Below are 18,807 nucleotides of genomic sequence, written 5' to 3'. Positions count from 1 at the left end.
AAAAACGATGCCTCAACGTTACGTGATCCGCAGGAACATCCCCGCCTTCTCAGGCAGCACCGACGGTTGAAAACCGTAACGCTCGTAGAACTTCGGTGTCCCGTGATCTGCCATCAGGCTGACGTAGGCGGTCGGCGGCGCGTGCTCGTGAACGTAGCCCATGAGTGCCCGCATGATCAGGTCGCCCACGCCCTTCTTCTGGTGAGCGGGCAACACCGCGATATCGACGATCTCGAAGAAACAGCCGCCATCGCCGATGACGCGGCCAATTCCGACCGGATCGCTGTCGCAATACGCCACGACGCTGAAAAGGCCATTCTTCAGCCCGATCGTCGCAGCCTGTTCCGACTTTCTGCTCAACCCTGCGGCAAGACGAATGCCGATGTAGTCGGATACCGACGGGACTTCCTGTCGAACGACGTATGCCATGCGAACCCTTCAGGTTAGCCGTACAGGCAGATGGACCGGCCTCGCTGCGCATGAGCCCATCGAACCACGAACCCGAACGCGCGGATCGGACAAGACCATGACCCTCCATCCAGCGAGGCAGTAGACCAAAGGCGCGCACACCCATCACCCACTGCCTCGCCCAATCCGAGAAGCGCCTTAAAGAATCCGCTCCAGCGCATCCGCAAATCGCCCAACCGCCCCATCGACATCGTGCAGCTTGTCGAGCCCGAACAACCCCAGCCGGAAGGTCTTGAAATCCTCCGGCTCGTCGCACATCAGCGGCACACCGGCCGCGATCTGCAACCCGACGTCGGCAAACTTCTTCCCGGTTCGAATCCCGTCGTCGTCCGTATAACTGACCACGACACCCGGCGCCTCGAACCCTTGCGCCGCCACGCTCCGGAAGCCCTTCTCGGCCAGCAGCGCACGAATCCGCTTGCCCAGCTCGAGCTGCTCCGCTTTCACCTTGTCGAAGCCGTACGCCTCGGTTTCCTTCATCACGTCGCGCAGCGTGGTGAGGCTGTCCGTGGGCATCGTCGCGTGGTAAGCAAAACCGCCGCCCTCATACGCTTCCATGATCTGCAGCCACTTGCGCAGATCGCACGCGAAGCTGGTGCTGGTCGTGCCATCGATGCGTTCGCGGGCGAGTTCGCCGAGCATCACCATCGCGCAACACGGCGACGCGCTCCAGCCCTTCTGCGGCGCGCTGATCAGGATGTCGACGCCGCTCGCCTGCATGTCGACCCACACCGTGCCGGACGCGATGCAATCGAGCACGAACATGCCGCCGACCGCATGCACGGCATCCGACACCGCGCGCAGATACCCGTCGGGCAACATCATCCCGGAGGCGGTTTCGACGTGCGGCGCAAACACCAGATCCGGCTTGTGTTCCTTGATCGCGGCGACCACTTCGTCGATCGGCGCCGGCGCGTACGCGGCCTGCCGTCCCGCTTCGACCGGGCGCGCCTTCAGCACCGTCGTTTCGGACGGGATGCTGCCCATGTCGAAGATCTGCGACCAGCGGAAGCTGAACCAGCCGTTGCGGATGACGAGGCACTTCTTGTGGGTGGCGAACTGCCGCGCGACGGCTTCCATGCCGAACGTCCCGCTGCCGGGGACGATCACGACGGACTTCGCGTGGTAGACCTTCTTCAGCGTGCCGGAGATGTCGCGCATGACACCCTGAAAGCGCTGCGACATATGGTTGACCGAGCGATCGGTGTACACCACCGAATATTCGAGGAGCCCCTCGCGGTCAACATCGGGAAGTAATCCTGGCATGCTCGCCTCCGGTGAAAGATGAACGATGGAATCTGGGCGAGCAGTGTCCGTGATGCGATACCGCGCTGCACCCATGCAATTGCGTTATTTTCTCGACGAAAGCAGATTCTAACGAAGGCCGCGCGCCGCTTGGGGCATATTTTGTCGGCCGCCTGGCGCAGGCGTGACGGGGCGCCGCCGCCGGCCGACGCGCCGCGCTGCAACGGAGCCACGGCGGGCCCCGGCTGAATCGCCCGCCCCGTGTCCGTCCACGCCGATCGTTGCAGCGCACGACGCCCACGAAGCCCTGTTCCATGTACGGATAAATGGCACGTCCGGCGCATGCCGCCTACCATGTCGGCTCCCCCTTCACGACAGAGTCTTCGATGATCCCCAACCGAGCATCATCACAGCAGCCGTCGGCCGATCCCGCGCTCGCCGAGCGCGTCGATGCGGTACTGTCCCGCCAACTCGACACGCAACGCCTCGTCGGCGTGGTGGTCCTGATCGCACGCGACGGCGAACTCGTCTATCGCCGCGCGGCCGGGTTCGCCGACCGCGAAGCACGCACGCCGATGCGGGAGGACACGCTGTTCAGGCTCGCGTCGGTGACGAAGCCGATCGTCGCGGCGGCCGCCATGGCGCTCGTTGCCCAGCACAAGCTGTCGCTCGACGACGACGTCACGAAGTGGCTGCCCGAGTTCCGTCCGGCGCTGCGTGACGGCAGCGTGCCGGTGATCAGGGTGCGCCACCTGCTCACGCATTCGGCCGGCCTCGGCTATCGCTACGCGGAAGCCGACGCGGCGGGCCCATATGCTCGCGCGGGCGTCTCCGACGGGCTCGATGGCGCCTCGATCACGCTCGCCGAGAACATGCGCAGGATCGCGAGCGTGCCGTTGCAGTACGCACCCGGCACCGGCTGGAACTATTCGCTCTCCATCGACGTGGTCGGCGCGGTGATCGAGGCCGTCACCGGACAACCGCTCGCCGATGCGGTCGATGCGCTGGTGCTCCGCCCGCTCGGCACCCGCGACACGGGATTCGTCGCACGCGACGCCGCGCGGCTCGCGACGCCTTACGTCAACGACACGCCGCAGCCGCACCGGCTCGCCGAGAACGAAGCCGTACCCATCTACGAAGGCTCCGTCGGCGTGACGTACTCGCCGTCGCGCGCGCTCGACAAGAATGCGTTCGCATCGGGCGGCGCCGGGATGATCGGCACCGCCGGTGACGTGCTGAACGTACTGGACACGCTGCGGGCGGGCGGCGGCGCCATTCTGCCGGCCGAGCTGGTCGACGAGATGGGCCGCATCCACACCGGCAGCCTCGCGTTGCCCGACCTGCCCGGCGCGGGTTACGGGATCGGGTTCTCCGTGTTGCGCGACCCGCGCGCGGCGCTGTCGCCGGAGTCGCCGGGCACGTGGCGCTGGGGCGGCGTCTACGGTCATTCGTGGTTCGTCGATCGCGCACAAGGGCTCACCGTCGTGTCGCTGTCGAACACGCTCTACGAAGGGATGAACGGCCCGTACACGCTCGATCTGCGCGACGCGGTCTACGGCGTCGGCTGACACGCCCAATTGCACGCGCAACAAAAAAGGCCCGACACGGTCGGGCCAATGAGGTGAGACACAAGGAGAATCCCGCCCACCACACCGGGCGGGTCACGCCGCGCTACACGACGTTCTTTTCGACGATCGGCCGGTTCTCCAGCACGCGCGCCCAGCCGAGCGTCGACAGGTCGAGCGTGTCGTAACGCCCGCCCAGAATGAGTTCACTGACGCCGCGCCCCGTCGCCGGCCCCTGCTGCAGCCCGTGGCCGCTGTAGCCGTTCGCGAACACGACGTTGTCGAGGTCCGGGTGATACCCGATGATCGCGTTGTGGTCGAACACGTTGTACTCGTAGTACCCCGACCAGCAGTTCTCCACGCGCAGCGCCTCGAACGCCGGCACGCGGTTCGCGAGCGTCGGCCAGATCACCTCGTCGAACAGGTCGTGGTCGACTTCGTCGAGCGGCAGGTCGTCCGGGTCGCGGTCCGGGCTCGGCGACGTCCCGCAGATATACGTGCGCCCTTCCGGCCGGAAATACACGCCGGTCGGATCGATCAGCAGCGGGCAATCCGTGAGCTTCGCCGGCGACGACACGTTGAAAATGCTGCGGCGCCGCGCATACACGGGGATGTCGATGCCCATCATCGACGACAGCGTGCGCGTCCATGCGCCGGCCGCGTTCACGAGGGTGTCGCACGCATAGCGTTCGCCGTCGGCCGTGACCACGTGCGTCACCTTGCGGCCGTCGCGCACCACGTCCTTCACGTCGGACGGCACATAGCGCGCACCGAGTGCCTGCGCCTTCTTGCGCAGCGCCTGCACGAGCCCGTAGCCGTCGAACCAGCCTTCGCCGCTCACGCCATACGCACCCGACACGAGATCGTCGACGTTCAGCCACGGGAACTTCGCGCGCAGCGCATCGCGATCCATCAACCGGATGTCCGCGCCGAGGCTCGTCTGCAGCGCATGGTTCTCGCGCAGCGTCGCGTCGCCGGCCGGCGTCGCGAGGAACAGGTAGCCGCCTTCGTGCAGGTCGATCGACGGCTGATGGCCATCCACTTCGAGGCGTTCGCCGATCGTGCGCAGGAAGTCGATGCCGAACAGCGACATCTCGATCGACAGCGGCGTCGAGAACTGCTGGCGAATCGACGCGGCCGACAACGCCGACGACGAGCGCGCATAGGTGGGGTCGCGCTCGATCACGGTCACGGAAACCGTGGGATCGGTGGCGCGCAGGAAATAGGCGATCGAGCTGCCGATCACACCACCGCCGACGATGACGACTTGAGAACTCACGACTGACTCCAGTTGCACAGATTGGGCGCGGCCAGCCGGCCCCGCCCGTGGGTTGTTCGTGCCGCGTCGCGCGCGGCGTCGCGCGGGCAAACCCGTGCGGCTGCCACACCGGCGTGCGCCGCGATCGGCATCGATCGCTGATGGCATTTCAGCACGTCCGGCAGCGCCGCGAAAGTCCGCGCGCGGGCGGCGTTCAATCCGCCGATTTCGTCGTGACGGGCTGCCACGCGGCGTTCTTCACCTCATACAGCGTCGAGCTCGGGTTCTTCAGGTCGCCCGTGTTCGTGAACGCGATCGTGCCCGTGATGCCGTCGTAGCGCGTGCCCTTCAGCGCGCCGTTGAAATCGGCCGGCTTCGTCGAGTTCGCCTTCTGCATCGCGTTGATCGCGATCCACGTCGCGTCGTACGCGAACGGTGCGTACGCAAGCATGTCGATGCCGTACTTCTGCTTGAATTTCGTTTCGAATTCCTTGCCCTTCGCGAGACGCGCCAGCGGCTGCCCGTATTCCCACACGGACGCGCCTTCCGCCGCATTGCCGGCCAGCTTGATGAAGTTCGCGTTCATCACGCCGCCGCCCGCGAGAAACTGCGCGCGGATGCCGAGCTGGCGCATGCGCTTCACGAGCATCGCGGCCTGTGCGTCGAGCCCGCCGAAGAACACCAGATCGGCGTTGGTGCTCTTGATCTTCGTGAGCTGCGCGCTGAAATCCACCGCCTTGTCGTTCGTGAATTCGCGCGCGACGATCGTGCCGCCGTTCGCCTTCACCGACTTCTCGAATTCGTCGGCTTCGCCCTGGCCGAACGCGGTGCGATCGTCGATGATCGCGATGCGTTTCGCCTTGGTCACGCTCGCCGCATACGCGCCTGCGTTGCCGGCGTTCTGCGTGTCGGTCGCGATCACGCGGTACACGGTGCCGAGCCCGGCGCGCGTGATGTCGGGATTGGTCGCCGACGGCGTGATCATCGGAATGCCGGCCTTCGCGTAGATCTTCGACGCGGGCAGCGTCGTGCCCGAATTGAAGTGGCCGATCACGACGGCCACCTGCGCGTCGGCGAGCTGCTGCGCGGCCTGCACGCCGGTGCGCGGATCGCTCTGGTCGTCCTGCGACGCGACGACGAACTTCACGGGCTTGCCGCCCACCGTCGTCCGCGCGGCATTCGCTTCGTCGACGGCCATGCGCACGCCGTTCTCGATGTCCTTGCCGTAGGCGGCGCCGCCGCCCGTCAGCGGGCCGGCCACGCCGACCTTGACGACCGTCTCCTGCGCGTGAGCCGCGCCGGTCTGGAGCGCGAGGATCGCGGCGGTCAATGCGACGCCGGAAAGCGAACGAATGCGGAACGTCATGACAATCCTTGTTCTGGGGGCCGGGATGCAACGCGCGATCGCCGCGCGTCGGCAACCTCCCGCGTGCCGGTCATGTCGTCCGCCTGCGGGGCGTCATGCAACGCCCTTGCCGGCCGGTCGATCGCCGCGGCTCCGTCTCCGAAGAGCCTTTCATCGCGAAAGAGGTGAATGGATTGTGGATAGCCAATACCCGTGCAGCAAACGAAATATCGGAACTATGTTGTGAGGATTTGTCATCAAGTTCCGCATACGCGGGCGGCCCGCGCCCCACGCAACGGTGGGCCGCGGGTAAATCGCTACCGTGGAATGCCGCGCCGGCGCCCGGCCATCAAGGCCGGCCGTGGTCATGCCGGCGGCGCATCATCGTGGCGATGACGGCCCGGCCGGCCATCGCGACGCCCGCGGCGCCGCGTCATCGGTCAGTGCCGATCGGTGCCCGTCTCCTGGCGCACCGCATCGGCCGCCTCGCCGGCCTGCTCCTGCATCTTGCCGGCCTCTTGTTCAGCGACGCCTTCCGCTTCCGTCTCGCGGTCGCCCGTGACCTTGCCGAGCGCTTCCTTGACCGAACCCCTGACCTGCTTGAGCTTGCCTTCGATGCGATTCCTGTCCATGGTCGTCTCCTGCGATGGTGGGGGAGAGCCGGCGGCGTGACGGCCCGCGCCGCACCGCCGAGCGGACAGGATCGCAAGCGGAGGCCGCGCGCGGCAGATGCGGATGCACCAGCGCGCATGGTGCATTCGTACCGACGGCGTCAGTCCTTGTCCTTCGCGCCGCCCTTCTCGCCACGCGCGCCATTCGCATCGGCCGCGCCGACGATCCCGCGTTCGCGCGCCCACACGATCGCCTCGCCGCGGCTGTGCACGTCGAGCTTCCCGTAGATCGTCGCGACGTGATTGCGCACGGTGTTCGGCGCAAGCCCGAGGCGGCCGGCGATCTCCTTGTCGGCCAGGCCATGGCACAGCAGATCGAACACGTCGCGCTCGCGTGCGGTCAGGTCCGACAGCTGGGCGCCCGCATCCGGCGCATTCGCACGCCGCACGTTCGCGAGCTTCTCGATCAGCGTGCGGCTGAACCACGATGCATCCTGCATCGCCGTCTCGATCGCGTAGACGAGCTCCATCTCCGTGCGCTTGCGGTCGCTGATGTCGAGCAGCGCGACGAGCAGGCAGTCGCGCCCGTGAATCGCGACGGGATCGGCCGACACGACGCAATCGCGCACGTCGCCTTCCCGCGTGCGGATCTGCACGTCGGCGTTGCGCACGCTGCCGTCGCGCGCGAGCTGGCCCTCGATGCGCTGCCATGCGCCGCGCTCGGCCCACAGCCCGATCTCGTCCGCGGATTTGCCGAGCAGGTCGTCCTGCGCATGGCCCGTCATCGCGGCGAACGCGTCGTTCACGTCGAGCAATTCGAAGCGGTCGGCGGTGACGATCGCGGTGGCGACCGGCGCCATCCGGAACGCCGTCGCGAAGCGTTCCTCGCTCTGCCGCAGCGCGCGCTCGGCCTGCTTGCGCGGCTCGAGATCCATGAACGTGAACAGCATGCACGCCTCGTCGTTCATGTCGATCGGCTGCCCGGCGACCACCACGGCCTTCGTGCTGCCGTCCGCGCGCTTCAGCACGGCCTCCATCTGCGGGATCGTCGCGCCTTCGCCGAGCCGCTCGATCGCGAGGTCGCGCCGCTCGGCCTGGTCGAGCACGTCGATCTCGTACACCGAGCGGCCGAGCACGTCGTCACGCGCGTGGCCGGTCAGGTCCAGAAAGCCCTGGTTGACCTTCACGTAGCGCAGGTCGTCGAGCCGGCAGATCACGGCCGGCGCCGGGTTCGCGTTGAAGGTGCGCTCGAAGCGTTCCTCGGCGCTCGCCCATTCGGTCGCGTCGTGCAGCACGAGCGCGAGACAGTCGGGCTCACCGGCTGCATTCGTCAGCACGAGGCTGCGGATGCGGTGAACCCAGCTCACGGTTTCGTCGGCGGCCGATTCCACTTCGACCGTCACGTCGCTGAACTCCTCACCCGCGATCACGCGATCCATCGGATAGTGGCCATCGCGCACCGGGTGGTTGTTCCGGTAGCGCAGCCGGAAACGCTCGCGGTAATCGGTGACGGTCGCACCGAGCGCCTTCAGCTCGGTCACGCCGTGCATCGCGAGCGCGGCTTCGTTCGCCCAGACGATCCGCTGGTCGGGCTCGATCAGGATCACGCCCTCGGTGAGCCCCGCGATGATCTGGTGCAGCTGGCGCCGGTCGGTATGCGACTTCAGCGCCTGTTCGTTTACCTGTTCGTTCATCGAATGGTTGTCCCTGTCGTCAGCATGACTGCCGGCCCGGTTGCCGCCACGTCGACACGCGCCGGCCGGCGCGTGTGACGATGATCGCGTGCCGCACCGGTGCACGACAGTCGCGAATGCACTATTCGTCATAGTACATGCGCACGGCCTGCCCTACCGTGCGGTGTCCCGCCGATCCCCGAAGCACACGCTGCACCTGCTTTCCGCACGCCCCGGCCGGCAGGCGCACCCCCGCCCCCTTCCCGACACCCCGTGCAAACGCACTAGCCGATCAGGTGAATTTGCGCGATGTCCACGCCCGTTTGCATCGGTACGCTGGTACTGCATCGGCGCTCATGCGCTGCCTTCCGAACCGCAGAGGAGAAGCACGATGAAGCTGCATCAGACACCCGATCCGACGCGGCCCGAACCGGCCCCGGACAGTCCGCCCGAACCGCCGCCCGGCACCGATCCGCCGGTGCCGCTGCCGCCCGACGTGCCGCGCCCGGACATGCCGCCGCGCGAGCCCGGCTACGACACGCCGATCGCCCGTTGATCCGGGCACGCGCCGTGCTCGGCAGTCAATTCATTCACCACGCCAATCGAAGGAGAACATCAATGAACAAGACCTCGCACCTTTCGACGCTGCTCGCCGCCAGCGCGGCCTTCCTGCTTTGCGCCGCACCGCTCACGAGCGCACAGGCGCAAGCCTCGTCCGCCGACAGCAACATGACGGCCGAATCGAACCAGCCCGTCACCGACACGTGGATCACCACCAAGGTGAAAGGGGAACTCGCGACCACCGACGGCGTGAAGAGCACTGACATCAGCGTGAAGACGGTCGACGGTGTCGTCACGCTCACCGGCGTGCTGCCGACCAAGGTTGCCGTGAAGAAGGCTGTCGCCGTGACGCGCGCGATCAAGGGCGTGAAGCACGTCGACGCATCCGGCCTGAAGGCGAAGGCCTGACCTCCCGGCGCGGCACGCCGCCGCGCCTTTTATCCCTGCATGACAAGGAGCACATGATGAACGAGGACAAGATCAAGGGTCAGTGGAAGCAGCTCTCCGGCAAACTGAAGGCCAAGTGGGGCAAGTTGACCGATGACGACCTGAAGGTGGCCGACGGCAATCGCGAGTATCTGGCCGGCAAGATCCAGGAGCGTTACGGCATCGCTCGCGATGAAGCCGAGAAGCAGTTGAAGGATTTCGACCGCGAGCTGTAACGCGATAGCGCTTCCATCGCGCTTCAATGCAACCGCCGCGGCGCCCACGGCGTCGCGGCCACCAGGACAACGACATGGGCAAATACCTGATCGCCTGGCTGCTCGGCGTGCCGGTCGGGCTGCTGGTGCTGTTCTTTCTGATCACGCACGTCTTCTGAGCGTGCCGGCTCGATCAGAGTCGATCAAAACAACTCGTTTTTCAGGGAGATAAACAATGAAATTTCTTTCGATCTCGGTCGCCTGCATCGCGTTGATGACCGCTTCGATCCCGGGATTTGCAGCAGGGTGCCTGAAGGGCGCGGCCGTGGGCGGAGTCGCCGGCCACGTCGCGGGGCACCACGGGGCTGTGGGCGCCGCCGCGGGTTGCGCGATCGGCCACCACCACGCGGCAAAGAAAGCCAAGGCGGCAAGCGCGGCAACGGCCGCGTCGCAATGAACGCGTCACGACGGGGCCGGTGGACGTTCGCCGAAACCGCCGGCGTGGCGCCGCGCGCCGGCGGCCGCAGGTGAAGGCGTGACCGCCGGATTTACAAAAATTTCGCCAATCCAGAGGGAAAATCGTTCATGGATATGCATGGCTTGATCATATGGCTGGTCATCGGCGCCATCGCCGGCTGGCTTGCGGGCGTGCTCGTCAAGGGCGGCGGTTTCGGCCTGCTCATCGACATCGTCGTCGGGATTCTGGGCGCGGTGATCGGCGGCTGGCTCGCCGGATTGCTCGGTATCGGCTTCAGCGGGATTCTCGGCTCGATCGTCATCGCCCTCATCGGTGCCGTCATCCTCTTGCTCGTGATCCGCCTGTTCAATCGCGCAACGTGACAGGTCATCAAGCGCGCCGGCGAAGCGCTGCGTCAAAAAATGCCGGAATGACACGTTCGACGCCATGAGGGACGAGCCCGGTGTTCGACACCGGGCTCGCGATACTTAGTGCCCCTTGTAGAGTTCGAGCAACTGGCTCTGCAAGGCCATCATGTCCTTGTCATGCTGCATCTGCAGCTTCGCCATCGCTTCGTTGTGCTGCATTTCCATCTCCATCATCTTTTGCTGGATGCCGATGGCCTGAGTGCGCTGCTCGGGCGTGAGCTTGTCCATCATCATCATGGTCCAGTCGCTGGTATGCGACATGTAGGTGCCGCTGCGACCAATGCCGCCACCGTCTGCCTGTGCCGCACCCGCGACGAGCAGGAACGGAATGGCGCCACACAGCATGAGCTTGCGAATCGGGTTCATCCGGGTTCTCCTGTCAAGAAAGGACGTCGGGAAGCGCCCGTGTCGCATGCACGGGTTTCCTGAGCGTGTGTCATGAACTGCCAGCTGACATCAAGATCTCGTCCAATCCATCGACCCGATGATCGAAAGGCGTCTCCCTGACACGTGCTACGACGAATCGGCCGATGAATGATGGTTCGACTGGCGAGACGTTTGTCGTCCCATACCGGCGGATATGACACGGCTCGATGAGATTTTCCGGGTCGCGCAAACCCGCGCGCCCGGCCGTGGCATCCATGACGCCCCTTCCCCGAAATGGCAAACGCCCTGCATTCGCAGGGCGCTTCAGGCCGCGGTTCGTGCGTAGGCCGGCCAATCGGTCGCGGCCAGCGCAGCCTCCCGCTTTCCTTTCGTTACTTCGCCGCGTTCGCCGTCATCTTGAAGATGCCCTGCGCGTTGCCCGCATCGAAACGCAGGTCGGTCACCCAGCGGCGCGCCGCCTGGTCGAACGTGCGCTTGCGCGTGATGAACTCGTAGAACGAACCCGGCACGTTGCGCTTCACCGTGCCGCCGTCGCGCGTACGGAATTCGCGTTCGACGGTATCCGCGCGATACGCGGTCTGGAACACGCGGCCCGAGCGCGAGCGCTCGACTTCCGGCTTCATCGGCCGGCCCTTCGCCTTCTCGTCGTCGGACAGCTTGAACACGTCGGCGACGCGGTCGGTCGCGTGGTTGAACGCGTTGCCTTCGGTCGCGATCCACGCCATTTCCGCCGATTCGAGCAGCAGCGTTTCGTAGTCGAGTTCGTTCGGCAGGTCGTGCTGGCGCGCGAACGCGCCGACGATCTCCGGCAGCAGCGCATGCGCGGCCTCCAGCGGCAGCCAGCCTTCGCGCTCGACTTCCCACAGCAGCGCGACGGCCGCCGGCGACAGCGGATCGCGCGACGTGCTCACGACGTTCGTCACGGCCTGCTGGAATTCCTTCGAGAAACGCTCCGGGTGCAGTTCGCTGACGAAGAACTGCGCGATTTCGTCCGGTGCGTCTTCATGCGCATACGCGCGGCCGGTCATGCCGAGCTTGTCGAGCGGGTAACGGCCGTTCAGGCGGAAGCCGAGCGGGCGCAGGATGCGCGTGAACGCGGCCTCGCCCGGCGGCAACGCGCCGGTGTGCGGCCAGCGCACCGTGCGCAGCGCGCCGTGGTCGAAATAGACCGAGCCGCCGCTTTCGACCGCTTCGGCCGTGTACGCGCGGCCGTTCGCCGAACGTTCGAGCAGCCCTTCGAACAGCGCCATGTTCATCGCCTGCGCGATTTCCGCGCGCGTCACGACACCGTCTTCCCATTCTTCGAGGATGGCCGGCATGTTCAGGGTCGAGAACAGGGCGTCGGTCTTCGCCTGTCCCAGCAGCTTCGTCAGCAAGCTCTCGATATTCGGATTGCGCATCAGGATTCTCGTCTCGGGGGACCGCCGGCAAACGTGCCGGCAACTCGTCGGCCGGCCGCCCCACGGGCGCCTGACCTTGCGTGGAGAGCATTATTCAAAGGGTTGCAGCCGGGCGTAAAGCGAGATTAAATTGATATGTGATGAGTTTTTGGAATTATCAGCCGCTCCCGGCTTCGCCCGCCGGCCCGCACCGGGCAGGTGCGTTCGTCAGACGAATTCAGGGCCTGTTTAGATATGGAACGCACATGCGAATGCCCGAAATCGCTCGTAGGGCAAGGAGTGAGGAGCGCCGTTTGGCCGAGCCAAACAAGCGACGAGCGACGCCGCCATACGGGCGATTTCGGGCATTCCCGTGGCATGATTTTTTAATTTGGGGTTGCCACGAGAACGGCCGCTCGCCGCGTTGCGCGCCTCGCGAGCGGCCGTTCTCGTGGCAACGCATGCGCGTTCCATATCTAAACAGACCCTGACATCATGCGTAAATTCAAGATCCCCAACATGGGCGCGCTCGTGGCTTTCGAAGCCGCCGCGCGCCACGAAAGCTTCACGCACGCGGCCAAGGAGCTGTTCCTGACCGAAAGCGCGGTATCGCGCCAGATCGCGACGCTGGAAGCGAGCCTCGGCGTGCGGCTGTTCGCCCGCGTGAAGCAGCGCGTCGTGCTGACGCGCGCCGGCAAGCTGTACGGCACGCAGGTGCGCCGCGCGCTGGAAGCGCTCGACCGCGACACGCTGTCGATCATCGCGCACGGCAGCGGCGGCGGCTACCTGGAGCTGGCGGTGCTGCCAACCTTCGCGTCGCACTGGCTGATCCCGCGCATCAAGGGCTTCTACGACCGCACGCCCGACGTGCGCGTGAACATGGGCAGCCGCACCGACCTGTTCTCGTTCGAGGACACCCACTTCGAGGCCGCGATCCACTACGGCAAGCCGACCTGGCCCGGTACGTCGTCCGACTACCTGTTCGGCGAGGAAGTCGTGCCGATCTGCTCGCCGGCGCTGCTCGACGGCCCCGTGCACGGCGTCGAGGACCTGCTCGCCTACCCGCTGCTGCACTCGACGACGCGCCCCGGCGCGTGGGCGCAGTGGTTCGAGACGCACGGCGTCGAGGACATCCGCACGATGCAGGGCGTGCGCTACGAGCTGCACACGATGCTGATCAGCGCAGCCGCGGCCGGGCTCGGTATCGCGCTCGTGCCGAAGTTCTTCGTCGAGGAACAGTTTCAGCAGCTCGGGCTGGTGGTGCCGTGCGATGCGGCGACGGTCGGCGATTCCGCGTACTACCTCGTGTATCCGACCGAGTTCAGCCACAGCAAGCCGCTGGAGCTGTTTCGCGGCTGGCTGCTCGAGCAGGCGAGCGCGTATGCGGCGCCGGATGTCGACGCGGATGGCGGCGATATCGTGGACGACGAGGACGTCGAGTAACGGCGCGGTCGCGCCCGCCTCATGGCGCGGCGGCCTCGCACGCATGTCGCTTCGGCGGGCTGGCCGTCACGACCTTCACCAGCCGCGCGTGATCGGGCTCCTCCAGCCCCGGGCACACGGTTTCCAGATCGCGAATCACGAGCGTCGCGTGCCCGTCGAAACGGCACACGCCTTCGGGTTGCGCCGCCGGTAGCCGCAGACCGCGCCGAGCATCGCGCTGATTCGTGAACCGGATCACCCCCGCGCGTTGCGAACGGTCCGGCAGGCGCCGCGCCGATGCGTCGTCCTCCTCGAACCAAACGTCCTCCCCGCTCTCTTCATCGCCGTAATCCACCACGTAACGGCCCGACAACGTGATCGCCCGGCCGACGGACACCGAATGGCATTCGGGTTCGGCGTCGGCCGGGATCGTCTGCGCATGCGCCGCGGCCGCGCCGCAAGCCAGCCCCAACACGGCGCACAGCACGCGGGCGCGGCCGGTCAGGTTCGACACATCAATCGATTGGCGGATCATGGGCAGTGAGGGGCGGGGTATCGTGACGAAGCCCCGCATTGTCACCCGGCGCCTGCATCACGTGCATTACATGTGCCACTTCACCGTGGCGGTCAGCGTGCGCGGATCGCCGGGCATGTTGTACAGATCCGCATTGCCGTGCGCGGCGATGAAGTAGCGGCGATTGAACAGGTTGTCGAGCGTGAGCGTCACGTCGACCTTCTTGCTGCGATAGCCGGCGCCCAGGTTGAACACGGTGAACGACGGCAGCGTGACGAGATCGCTCGCCGACGTGTAGCGCGCCGACTGGAACTGCATGCCGGCCGCCGCGTAGAAGCCGTACGGCAGCTCGCGCTTCACCCACAGGTTCGCGCTGTGGCGCGGCATCAGCCCCGGCGTGTTGCTCGACACCGCGACGCCGGCCGCCGTCGATTGCGCCGAGCCGTCGACCGTCCCGTTCAGGTACGCGTAGCCCGCATACACCGACCACTTCGGCGCGATCTCGCCGGTGAAGCCGAGCTCCATCCCGTGCACGTGCTGCGTGCCGATCGGCAGCGCATAGCCGGAATTCGCCGGGTCGCCGATCTGCTGGTTGGTCTGGCGCATGTCGAACAGCGCGACGCTGGCCGTCGCCTTGCCGCCGAGATCGAAGCGCGAGCCGACTTCATACGCGGTGGTCTTCTGCGGCGCGAGCGCGGCGCCGTTCGAGAACGCGCCCGAGCTGATCAGCGTATCGGCCAGCGGCGAGAACGACTGGCTGAACGAACCGTACAGCGTCAGCCAGTCGAGCGGTTCGTAGATCAGGCCGACGCGCGGGCTCCACGCGTGATCGGTGCGATCGAGATTGACGTTCGACGACGTGTAGTCGTGGCGGATCTGGTTCAGGTAGTCGAAGCGCAGCCCCGCGAGCACCTTCCAGTGCTCGGTGAGCGAGATCAGGTCCTGCGCGTACACCCCCGCGAGCCCGACGACGGTCGACGCGTTCGTCTTCGCCCGCGCGCCGGTCGGCACGCCGGGCAGCACCACCTGCTGCGGATTGAACAGATCGTAGGTCGCGACCTTCGACACGCTGTAGATCGTGTCGAACTTCTGCTGCTGCGACAGTTCGAGCCCGTACAGCAGCTCGTGGCGCATGCCGAACAGCGACGTCTTCTGCGTGAGCTCGAACAGGCCGTCGATGCCGTGGTCGGTGCGCTGCCGCGTCGACTGGTCGAGCGTGACGACCGGATGCGCGGCCGTCTTGATCGGCTCGTACGTCACGTAGTTCTTGCGTTCGAGCGAGAAGTCGTACGCGCGGATCGCGCCATGGAACGACAGCGAATCGTTGAAGCGATGATCGAGCGACACCGTCGCGCTCTTCGCGGAGACGTCGTTGTACGAGCTGTTCGCCGCGTCGGCCGAGCCGTAGAACGTGTTGATCGGCACGTCGACCGGCCGGCCGAGATACGCGGGCAGCCCCTGGTCGGACGTGCGGCGGTCGTGCAGGTAGTCGAATTCGACGTTCAGCACCGTGTTGCTGTCGAGCTTGAACTGCGCGGACGGCGCGATCGCCTGGCGGTTGAGCTGGAACTGGTCGCGGAAGCTGTTCGAGTTCTCGGCCGCGCCGGTGATGCGGAAACGCGCCGCGTCGTTCGCATTCCAGCCGAGGTCGAATTCGCCGCGCCGCTCGCCGCGCGTGCCGAGCGTCACGCCCACGTCGCGCACCGGGTTCGCGTCCGGCCGCTTCAACACGCGATTCACGATGCCGCCCGCCGAGCCGCGCCCGTACAGCACGGCCGCCGGCCCCTTCAGCACTTCGACGTGATCGACGTTCGACAGGTCGCGATAGTAGAGCGCATCGTCGCGGATGCCGTCGACGTACTGGTCCGTGATGCTGTTGAAGCCGCGGATCGTGATCTGGTCGCGCTGGCCGTCGCCGACCGAGAAGCCGACGCCCGGCACGTTGCGCAGCGCATCCTGCATCGACGTCGCGTTCTGGTCCTCGATCACCGCGTGCGGCACGACGTTCACCGTCTGCGGGACGTCCATCAGCGACATGTCGGTCTTGGTGGCGGCACGCGAGCGGCCGCCGTCGTACGACGCATGCTCGGCGGTCGCCTTGACCGAGATCGCGGGCAAGGTCGCCGCGGCGTCGCTCGCCTGTGCGAAGGAGGTGCGTGCGCCGGCCAGCGACGTGGCGATCAGCAGCGCATGGCAAGCGCTCTTGTTGAGTTTCATCGTTGAAATAGAGGCTGAGGGAAAACGGCGAACGGAAACGCATCCGGCCCACGCGCGAACCACGCGGTGAATCGGGCTGGCGACAGCCTTTCCGTGAACAAGCAGCGGCGCGCAGGGATCGCCTCGTCGCGCCGACGGGCCGGTGAACGGCCGGCGGCGGATGGCAGCCGGCCGGCAAGACCGGCACGAAAGAGGCCGTGACGCTCCGTCACGGCTCGTAACGGAGCGAAATATTAAACGAGAATGATTCGTGTTTTTAGTTAATTTTCAACGTGTCGCCTGCCCGCAACGTGCAGGCGCATGGCGCTCTGCATTCCTGACGAATGCCTTTCTATTTCGCGCTTTTACGCGATCCGGCGGTAATAAAAACGAAAGAAATGCTTCGACCGCATCAGGCGATGACGGGCCAGGCAACAGGCGGGATTCGGGAGACGACGACGACGACGACGACGAAAGGACTGGAGAGGATCACGAAGCATCCGTCGAAGCGGACGGCGCATATTCGAAGTCCGGTGCGCGCCGGACCGGGCAACCCCGACCCGGCGCTCCGGGCAGCCGACCTCGCATCGGCAGCGCGGCGGACCTTCTTCCTTTTTTCACTACCTATGCTCTCAGGCTCACTTCATTTTTTTCTTCGCCGCGCCGGGCCATTATCCGCTGAAACCGGCCCGTTTGAAACGTTTGCGAGCGCTGTTGGCGGCTTATACCAAGCATTCGGCAACAGTCTTTCTGAATGCTTACGATGCAAGCGACGCGATTCGGCAATTCTTGCATTCGCGCCGGCGTTCCTTTTTAATGGAACTGGTTCCAGTCGTTGAATCGGCCAGGGTCACGCGTGACGTGTCGTCGTCCGCGCGTCATGATGCCGATTCAGGATCGAGGATTTCCCGCTCAGGATTCGCATCGCCCGTCCTTCCCGGACACCCCGTCAAACGAGACCGTCATGCCCGATTCCGCCTCCCTGCAGCAACTGTTTCCCGCCTTTCAGGACATCCCCGCCGAGTACCGGCTCGCTTCGCCGATTCACCAGCGCGTGTCGCTCGTCGATGGCGCGTTGCGGCCGTGGGACGGCGCGACCAAGACCGTGCTGTCGCCCGTGTGCGTGCGACAGGCGGACGGCAGCGTCGAGCAGGTCGAGATCGGCAGCTACCCGGTGATGGGCGAAACGGAAAGCGACGCGGCGCTCGACGCCGCGGTGCGCGCGTACGACGCCGGCCGCGGCGAGTGGCCGACGATGAAAGTCGAGCAGCGCATCGCGTGCATGCAGGACTTCATCAAGCGAATGGTCGCGCAGCGCGAGCTGGTGGTGAACCTGATCATGTGGGAGATCGGCAAGAGCCTCGCCGATTCGCAGAAGGAGTTCGACCGCACCGTCACGTACATGACGCAGACGATCGACGCGCTGAAGGAGCTCGACAACGCGAATTCGCGCTTCGTGATCGCCGAAGGCACGATCGGCCAGATCCGCCGCACGCCGCTCGGCGTCGTGCTGTGCATGGGCCCGTACAACTACCCGCTGAACGAAACGTTCGCGACGCTGATCCCCGCGCTGCTGATGGGCAACACCGTGGTGTTCAAGCCGCCTCAGTACGGCACGCTGCTGTTCGAGCCGCTGCTCGAAGCGTTCCGCGATGCGTTCCCGAAGGGCGTGATCAACACGATCTATGCGCCGGGCGCGGTGGTCGTGCCGCACATGCTCGCGTCGGGCAAGATCAACGTGCTCGCGCTGATCGGGTCGAGCAAGGTGGCCGACCACCTGAAGAAGCAGCACCCGAAGTCACACCGGCTGCGCGCGATCCTCGGCCTCGACGCGAAGAACGCGGCGATCGTGCTGCCCGACGCCGATCTCGACCTCACCGTGAAGGAATGCCTGCTCGGCGCGCTGTCGTTCAACGGCCAGCGCTGCACCGCGCTGAAGATGCTGCTCGTGCACCGCTCGATCGTCGACGAATTCCTGAAGCGCTTCACCGCCGCGCTCGAACAGCTGAAGATCGGCATGCCGTGGGAGAAAGGCGTCAGCATCACGCCGCTGCCGGGCATGCATCGCACGGCCTACATGACGGACGCGATCGACGACGCGAAGGCCAAGGGTGCGCAGGTCGTCAATCATTCGGGCGGCGAGTTCAGCAAGACGCTGTTCTATCCGGCCGTGGTGTACCCGGTGTCGGAAGGGATGAAGCTGTATCGCGAGGAACAGTTCGGGCCGATCATTCCGGTGGCGACGTTCGACGACGTGGACACCGCGCTCGACTACGTGACGACGTCGGATCACGGCCAGCAGGTCAGCATCTTCGGGTCCGATCCGGCGCAGATCGGCGCGCTCGTCGATCCGCTCGTGAACCAGGTGTGCCGCGTGAACATCAACTGCCAGTGCCAGCGCGGGCCCGACGTGTTCCCGTTCGCGGGCCGCAAGGATTCGGCGGAAGGCACGCTGTCGGTGAGCGACGCGCTGCGCGCGTTCTCGATCCGCTCGATGGTCGCGGCGAAGCAGACCGACAGCAGCAAGCAGCTGCTCGATTCGATCGTGTCGGATCACTACTCGAAGTTCATCAATACGGGTTTTATTTTCTGAAGCGCGCTGATTCGGGTGCCCTCCGCCGCGCGTCAGTGCGGCGGAGTCATCGGGTTGAGTGCGC

20 protein-coding genes are annotated in these 18,807 nt (G+C 65.9%); 9 read left to right on the top strand and 11 right to left on the bottom strand.

Annotation, left to right across the window (positions count from 1 at the left end):
- Positions 1-18 precede the first annotated feature (18 nt).
- Together LGM89_RS06510 and LGM89_RS06505 are read right to left on the bottom strand one after the other, a co-directional pair.
- Positions 19-429, bottom strand: a complete 411-nt coding sequence (locus tag LGM89_RS06510) for a GNAT family N-acetyltransferase (RefSeq protein ID WP_071333191.1) — start codon at positions 427-429, stop codon at positions 19-21.
- A gap of 177 nt (positions 430-606) precedes the next feature.
- On the bottom strand, positions 607-1,734 hold the full coding sequence (locus LGM89_RS06505) for an aminotransferase class V-fold PLP-dependent enzyme (protein ID WP_226272631.1): 1,128 nt from the start codon (positions 1,732-1,734) through the stop codon (positions 607-609).
- A 365-nt stretch (positions 1,735-2,099) separates the two neighbouring features.
- On the opposite strand from LGM89_RS06505, the gene LGM89_RS06500 reads away from it, so the two are divergent.
- Positions 2,100-3,281: a serine hydrolase domain-containing protein gene (locus LGM89_RS06500; RefSeq protein ID WP_226272630.1), complete on the top strand. Its 1,182-nt coding sequence runs from the start codon at positions 2,100-2,102 to the stop codon at positions 3,279-3,281.
- A gap of 103 nt (positions 3,282-3,384) precedes the next feature.
- Here the strand turns inward: LGM89_RS06500 and LGM89_RS06495 are convergent, their stop codons facing one another.
- The 5 genes from LGM89_RS06495 to LGM89_RS06475 all read right to left on the bottom strand — a co-directional run bounded on the left by LGM89_RS06495 (position 3,385) and on the right by LGM89_RS06475 (position 8,186).
- Positions 3,385-4,557 (bottom strand): NAD(P)/FAD-dependent oxidoreductase, encoded by a 1,173-nt coding sequence (locus tag LGM89_RS06495; protein ID WP_089457572.1) that lies wholly within the window; start codon positions 4,555-4,557, stop codon positions 3,385-3,387.
- Positions 4,554-4,754, bottom strand: a complete 201-nt coding sequence (locus LGM89_RS06490) for a hypothetical protein (protein WP_226272629.1) — start codon at positions 4,752-4,754, stop codon at positions 4,554-4,556. The genes LGM89_RS06495 and LGM89_RS06490 overlap by 4 nt, the downstream gene beginning before the upstream one ends.
- On the bottom strand, positions 4,751-5,902 hold the full coding sequence (locus LGM89_RS06485; RefSeq protein WP_089497741.1) for a branched-chain amino acid ABC transporter substrate-binding protein: 1,152 nt from the start codon (positions 5,900-5,902) through the stop codon (positions 4,751-4,753). Before LGM89_RS06485 ends, LGM89_RS06490 begins: the two co-directional genes overlap by 4 nt.
- A gap of 419 nt (positions 5,903-6,321) precedes the next feature.
- Positions 6,322-6,513, bottom strand: a complete 192-nt coding sequence (locus tag LGM89_RS06480) for a CsbD family protein (RefSeq protein WP_089497742.1) — start codon at positions 6,511-6,513, stop codon at positions 6,322-6,324.
- Between the two features lie 140 nt (positions 6,514-6,653).
- A complete protein-coding gene (locus LGM89_RS06475) occupies positions 6,654-8,186 on the bottom strand; it encodes a helix-turn-helix transcriptional regulator (RefSeq protein ID WP_089497743.1) in 1,533 nt (510 codons plus the stop codon).
- Between the two features lie 370 nt (positions 8,187-8,556).
- Between LGM89_RS06475 and LGM89_RS06470 the strand changes: the two genes are divergently transcribed.
- The 6 genes from LGM89_RS06470 to LGM89_RS06450 all read left to right on the top strand — a co-directional run bounded on the left by LGM89_RS06470 (position 8,557) and on the right by LGM89_RS06450 (position 10,207).
- The gene (locus LGM89_RS06470) at positions 8,557-8,721 is read left to right on the top strand and encodes a hypothetical protein (RefSeq protein ID WP_179254921.1); all 165 of its coding nucleotides are present in this window, start codon (positions 8,557-8,559) and stop codon (positions 8,719-8,721) included.
- Positions 8,722-8,783: 62 nt separating this feature from the next.
- Positions 8,784-9,134 (top strand): BON domain-containing protein, encoded by a 351-nt coding sequence (locus LGM89_RS06465; RefSeq protein ID WP_089497744.1) that lies wholly within the window; start codon positions 8,784-8,786, stop codon positions 9,132-9,134.
- Positions 9,135-9,190: 56 nt separating this feature from the next.
- Complete coding sequence (locus LGM89_RS06460) at positions 9,191-9,388, top strand: CsbD family protein (protein ID WP_039354235.1); 198 nt, start codon at positions 9,191-9,193, stop codon at positions 9,386-9,388.
- Between the two features lie 26 nt (positions 9,389-9,414).
- The gene (locus tag LGM89_RS37125) at positions 9,415-9,546 is read left to right on the top strand and encodes a hypothetical protein (protein WP_256941090.1); all 132 of its coding nucleotides are present in this window, start codon (positions 9,415-9,417) and stop codon (positions 9,544-9,546) included.
- A 56-nt stretch (positions 9,547-9,602) separates the two neighbouring features.
- Positions 9,603-9,824 carry a hypothetical protein gene (locus LGM89_RS06455; RefSeq protein WP_089443317.1) on the top strand — a complete coding sequence of 74 codons (222 nt, stop codon included), beginning with the start codon at positions 9,603-9,605 and terminating at the stop codon, positions 9,822-9,824.
- A 128-nt stretch (positions 9,825-9,952) separates the two neighbouring features.
- Entirely contained in the window at positions 9,953-10,207 is a 255-nt protein-coding gene (locus LGM89_RS06450; RefSeq protein ID WP_089497745.1) for a GlsB/YeaQ/YmgE family stress response membrane protein, read from the top strand.
- 105 nt (positions 10,208-10,312) lie between these two features.
- On the opposite strand, the gene LGM89_RS06445 is transcribed toward LGM89_RS06450, so the two are convergent.
- Both LGM89_RS06445 and LGM89_RS06440 read right to left on the bottom strand, forming a co-directional pair.
- Positions 10,313-10,618 (bottom strand): hypothetical protein, encoded by a 306-nt coding sequence (locus LGM89_RS06445; RefSeq protein WP_226272628.1) that lies wholly within the window; start codon positions 10,616-10,618, stop codon positions 10,313-10,315.
- 392 nt (positions 10,619-11,010) lie between these two features.
- A complete protein-coding gene (locus LGM89_RS06440; RefSeq protein ID WP_089463203.1) occupies positions 11,011-12,039 on the bottom strand; it encodes a DUF1338 domain-containing protein in 1,029 nt (342 codons plus the stop codon).
- Positions 12,040-12,513: 474 nt separating this feature from the next.
- Here LGM89_RS06440 and LGM89_RS06435 point away from each other — a divergent pair, with 474 nt between their 5' ends.
- Entirely contained in the window at positions 12,514-13,461 is a 948-nt protein-coding gene (locus LGM89_RS06435; RefSeq protein WP_226272627.1) for a LysR family transcriptional regulator, read from the top strand.
- A gap of 19 nt (positions 13,462-13,480) precedes the next feature.
- Here LGM89_RS06435 and LGM89_RS06430 read toward each other — a convergent pair whose 3' ends face one another.
- The gene (locus LGM89_RS06430) at positions 13,481-13,975 is read right to left on the bottom strand and encodes a hypothetical protein (RefSeq protein ID WP_226272626.1); all 495 of its coding nucleotides are present in this window, start codon (positions 13,973-13,975) and stop codon (positions 13,481-13,483) included.
- A gap of 66 nt (positions 13,976-14,041) precedes the next feature.
- Complete coding sequence (locus LGM89_RS06425; protein WP_226272625.1) at positions 14,042-16,171, bottom strand: TonB-dependent receptor; 2,130 nt, start codon at positions 16,169-16,171, stop codon at positions 14,042-14,044.
- A 943-nt stretch (positions 16,172-17,114) separates the two neighbouring features.
- Between LGM89_RS06425 and LGM89_RS06415 the strand changes: the two genes are divergently transcribed.
- The gene (locus LGM89_RS06415) at positions 17,115-18,743 is read left to right on the top strand and encodes an NADP-dependent glyceraldehyde-3-phosphate dehydrogenase (RefSeq protein ID WP_089463205.1); all 1,629 of its coding nucleotides are present in this window, start codon (positions 17,115-17,117) and stop codon (positions 18,741-18,743) included.
- Positions 18,744-18,807 lie beyond the last annotated feature (64 nt).

Source organism: Burkholderia sp. AU31624, assembly GCF_020420065.1.
In the GTDB taxonomy this organism is placed as follows: domain Bacteria; phylum Pseudomonadota; class Gammaproteobacteria; order Burkholderiales; family Burkholderiaceae; genus Burkholderia.
The sequence above is the reverse complement of the archived record's forward strand: the minus strand, read 5'-3'. Positions and strand labels throughout refer to the sequence as shown.

Excerpts from the sequence above, each read along its gene's own strand:
- LGM89_RS06465 (WP_089497744.1), top strand. The coding sequence starts at position 8,784 with ATGAACAAGACCTCGCACCTTTCGACGCTGCTCGCCGCCAGCGCGGCC.
- LGM89_RS06415 (WP_089463205.1), top strand. The coding sequence starts at position 17,115 with ATGCCCGATTCCGCCTCCCTGCAGCAACTGTTTCCCGCCTTTCAGGAC.
- LGM89_RS06430 (WP_226272626.1), bottom strand. The coding sequence starts at position 13,975 with ATGATCCGCCAATCGATTGATGTGTCGAACCTGACCGGCCGCGCCCGC.
- LGM89_RS06460 (WP_039354235.1), top strand. The coding sequence starts at position 9,191 with ATGAACGAGGACAAGATCAAGGGTCAGTGGAAGCAGCTCTCCGGCAAA.
- LGM89_RS06450 (WP_089497745.1), top strand. The coding sequence starts at position 9,953 with ATGGATATGCATGGCTTGATCATATGGCTGGTCATCGGCGCCATCGCC.
- LGM89_RS06475 (WP_089497743.1), bottom strand. The coding sequence starts at position 8,186 with ATGAACGAACAGGTAAACGAACAGGCGCTGAAGTCGCATACCGACCGG.
- LGM89_RS06480 (WP_089497742.1), bottom strand. The coding sequence starts at position 6,513 with ATGGACAGGAATCGCATCGAAGGCAAGCTCAAGCAGGTCAGGGGTTCG.
- LGM89_RS06485 (WP_089497741.1), bottom strand. The coding sequence starts at position 5,902 with ATGACGTTCCGCATTCGTTCGCTTTCCGGCGTCGCATTGACCGCCGCG.
- LGM89_RS06470 (WP_179254921.1), top strand. The coding sequence starts at position 8,557 with ATGAAGCTGCATCAGACACCCGATCCGACGCGGCCCGAACCGGCCCCG.
- LGM89_RS06500 (WP_226272630.1), top strand. The coding sequence starts at position 2,100 with ATGATCCCCAACCGAGCATCATCACAGCAGCCGTCGGCCGATCCCGCG.
- LGM89_RS37125 (WP_256941090.1), top strand. The coding sequence starts at position 9,415 with ATGCAACCGCCGCGGCGCCCACGGCGTCGCGGCCACCAGGACAACGAC.
- LGM89_RS06425 (WP_226272625.1), bottom strand. The coding sequence starts at position 16,171 with ATGAAACTCAACAAGAGCGCTTGCCATGCGCTGCTGATCGCCACGTCG.
- LGM89_RS06445 (WP_226272628.1), bottom strand. The coding sequence starts at position 10,618 with ATGAACCCGATTCGCAAGCTCATGCTGTGTGGCGCCATTCCGTTCCTG.
- LGM89_RS06510 (WP_071333191.1), bottom strand. The coding sequence starts at position 429 with ATGGCATACGTCGTTCGACAGGAAGTCCCGTCGGTATCCGACTACATC.
- LGM89_RS06435 (WP_226272627.1), top strand. The coding sequence starts at position 12,514 with ATGCGTAAATTCAAGATCCCCAACATGGGCGCGCTCGTGGCTTTCGAA.
- LGM89_RS06505 (WP_226272631.1), bottom strand. The coding sequence starts at position 1,734 with ATGCCAGGATTACTTCCCGATGTTGACCGCGAGGGGCTCCTCGAATAT.
- LGM89_RS06440 (WP_089463203.1), bottom strand. The coding sequence starts at position 12,039 with ATGCGCAATCCGAATATCGAGAGCTTGCTGACGAAGCTGCTGGGACAG.
- LGM89_RS06455 (WP_089443317.1), top strand. The coding sequence starts at position 9,603 with ATGAAATTTCTTTCGATCTCGGTCGCCTGCATCGCGTTGATGACCGCT.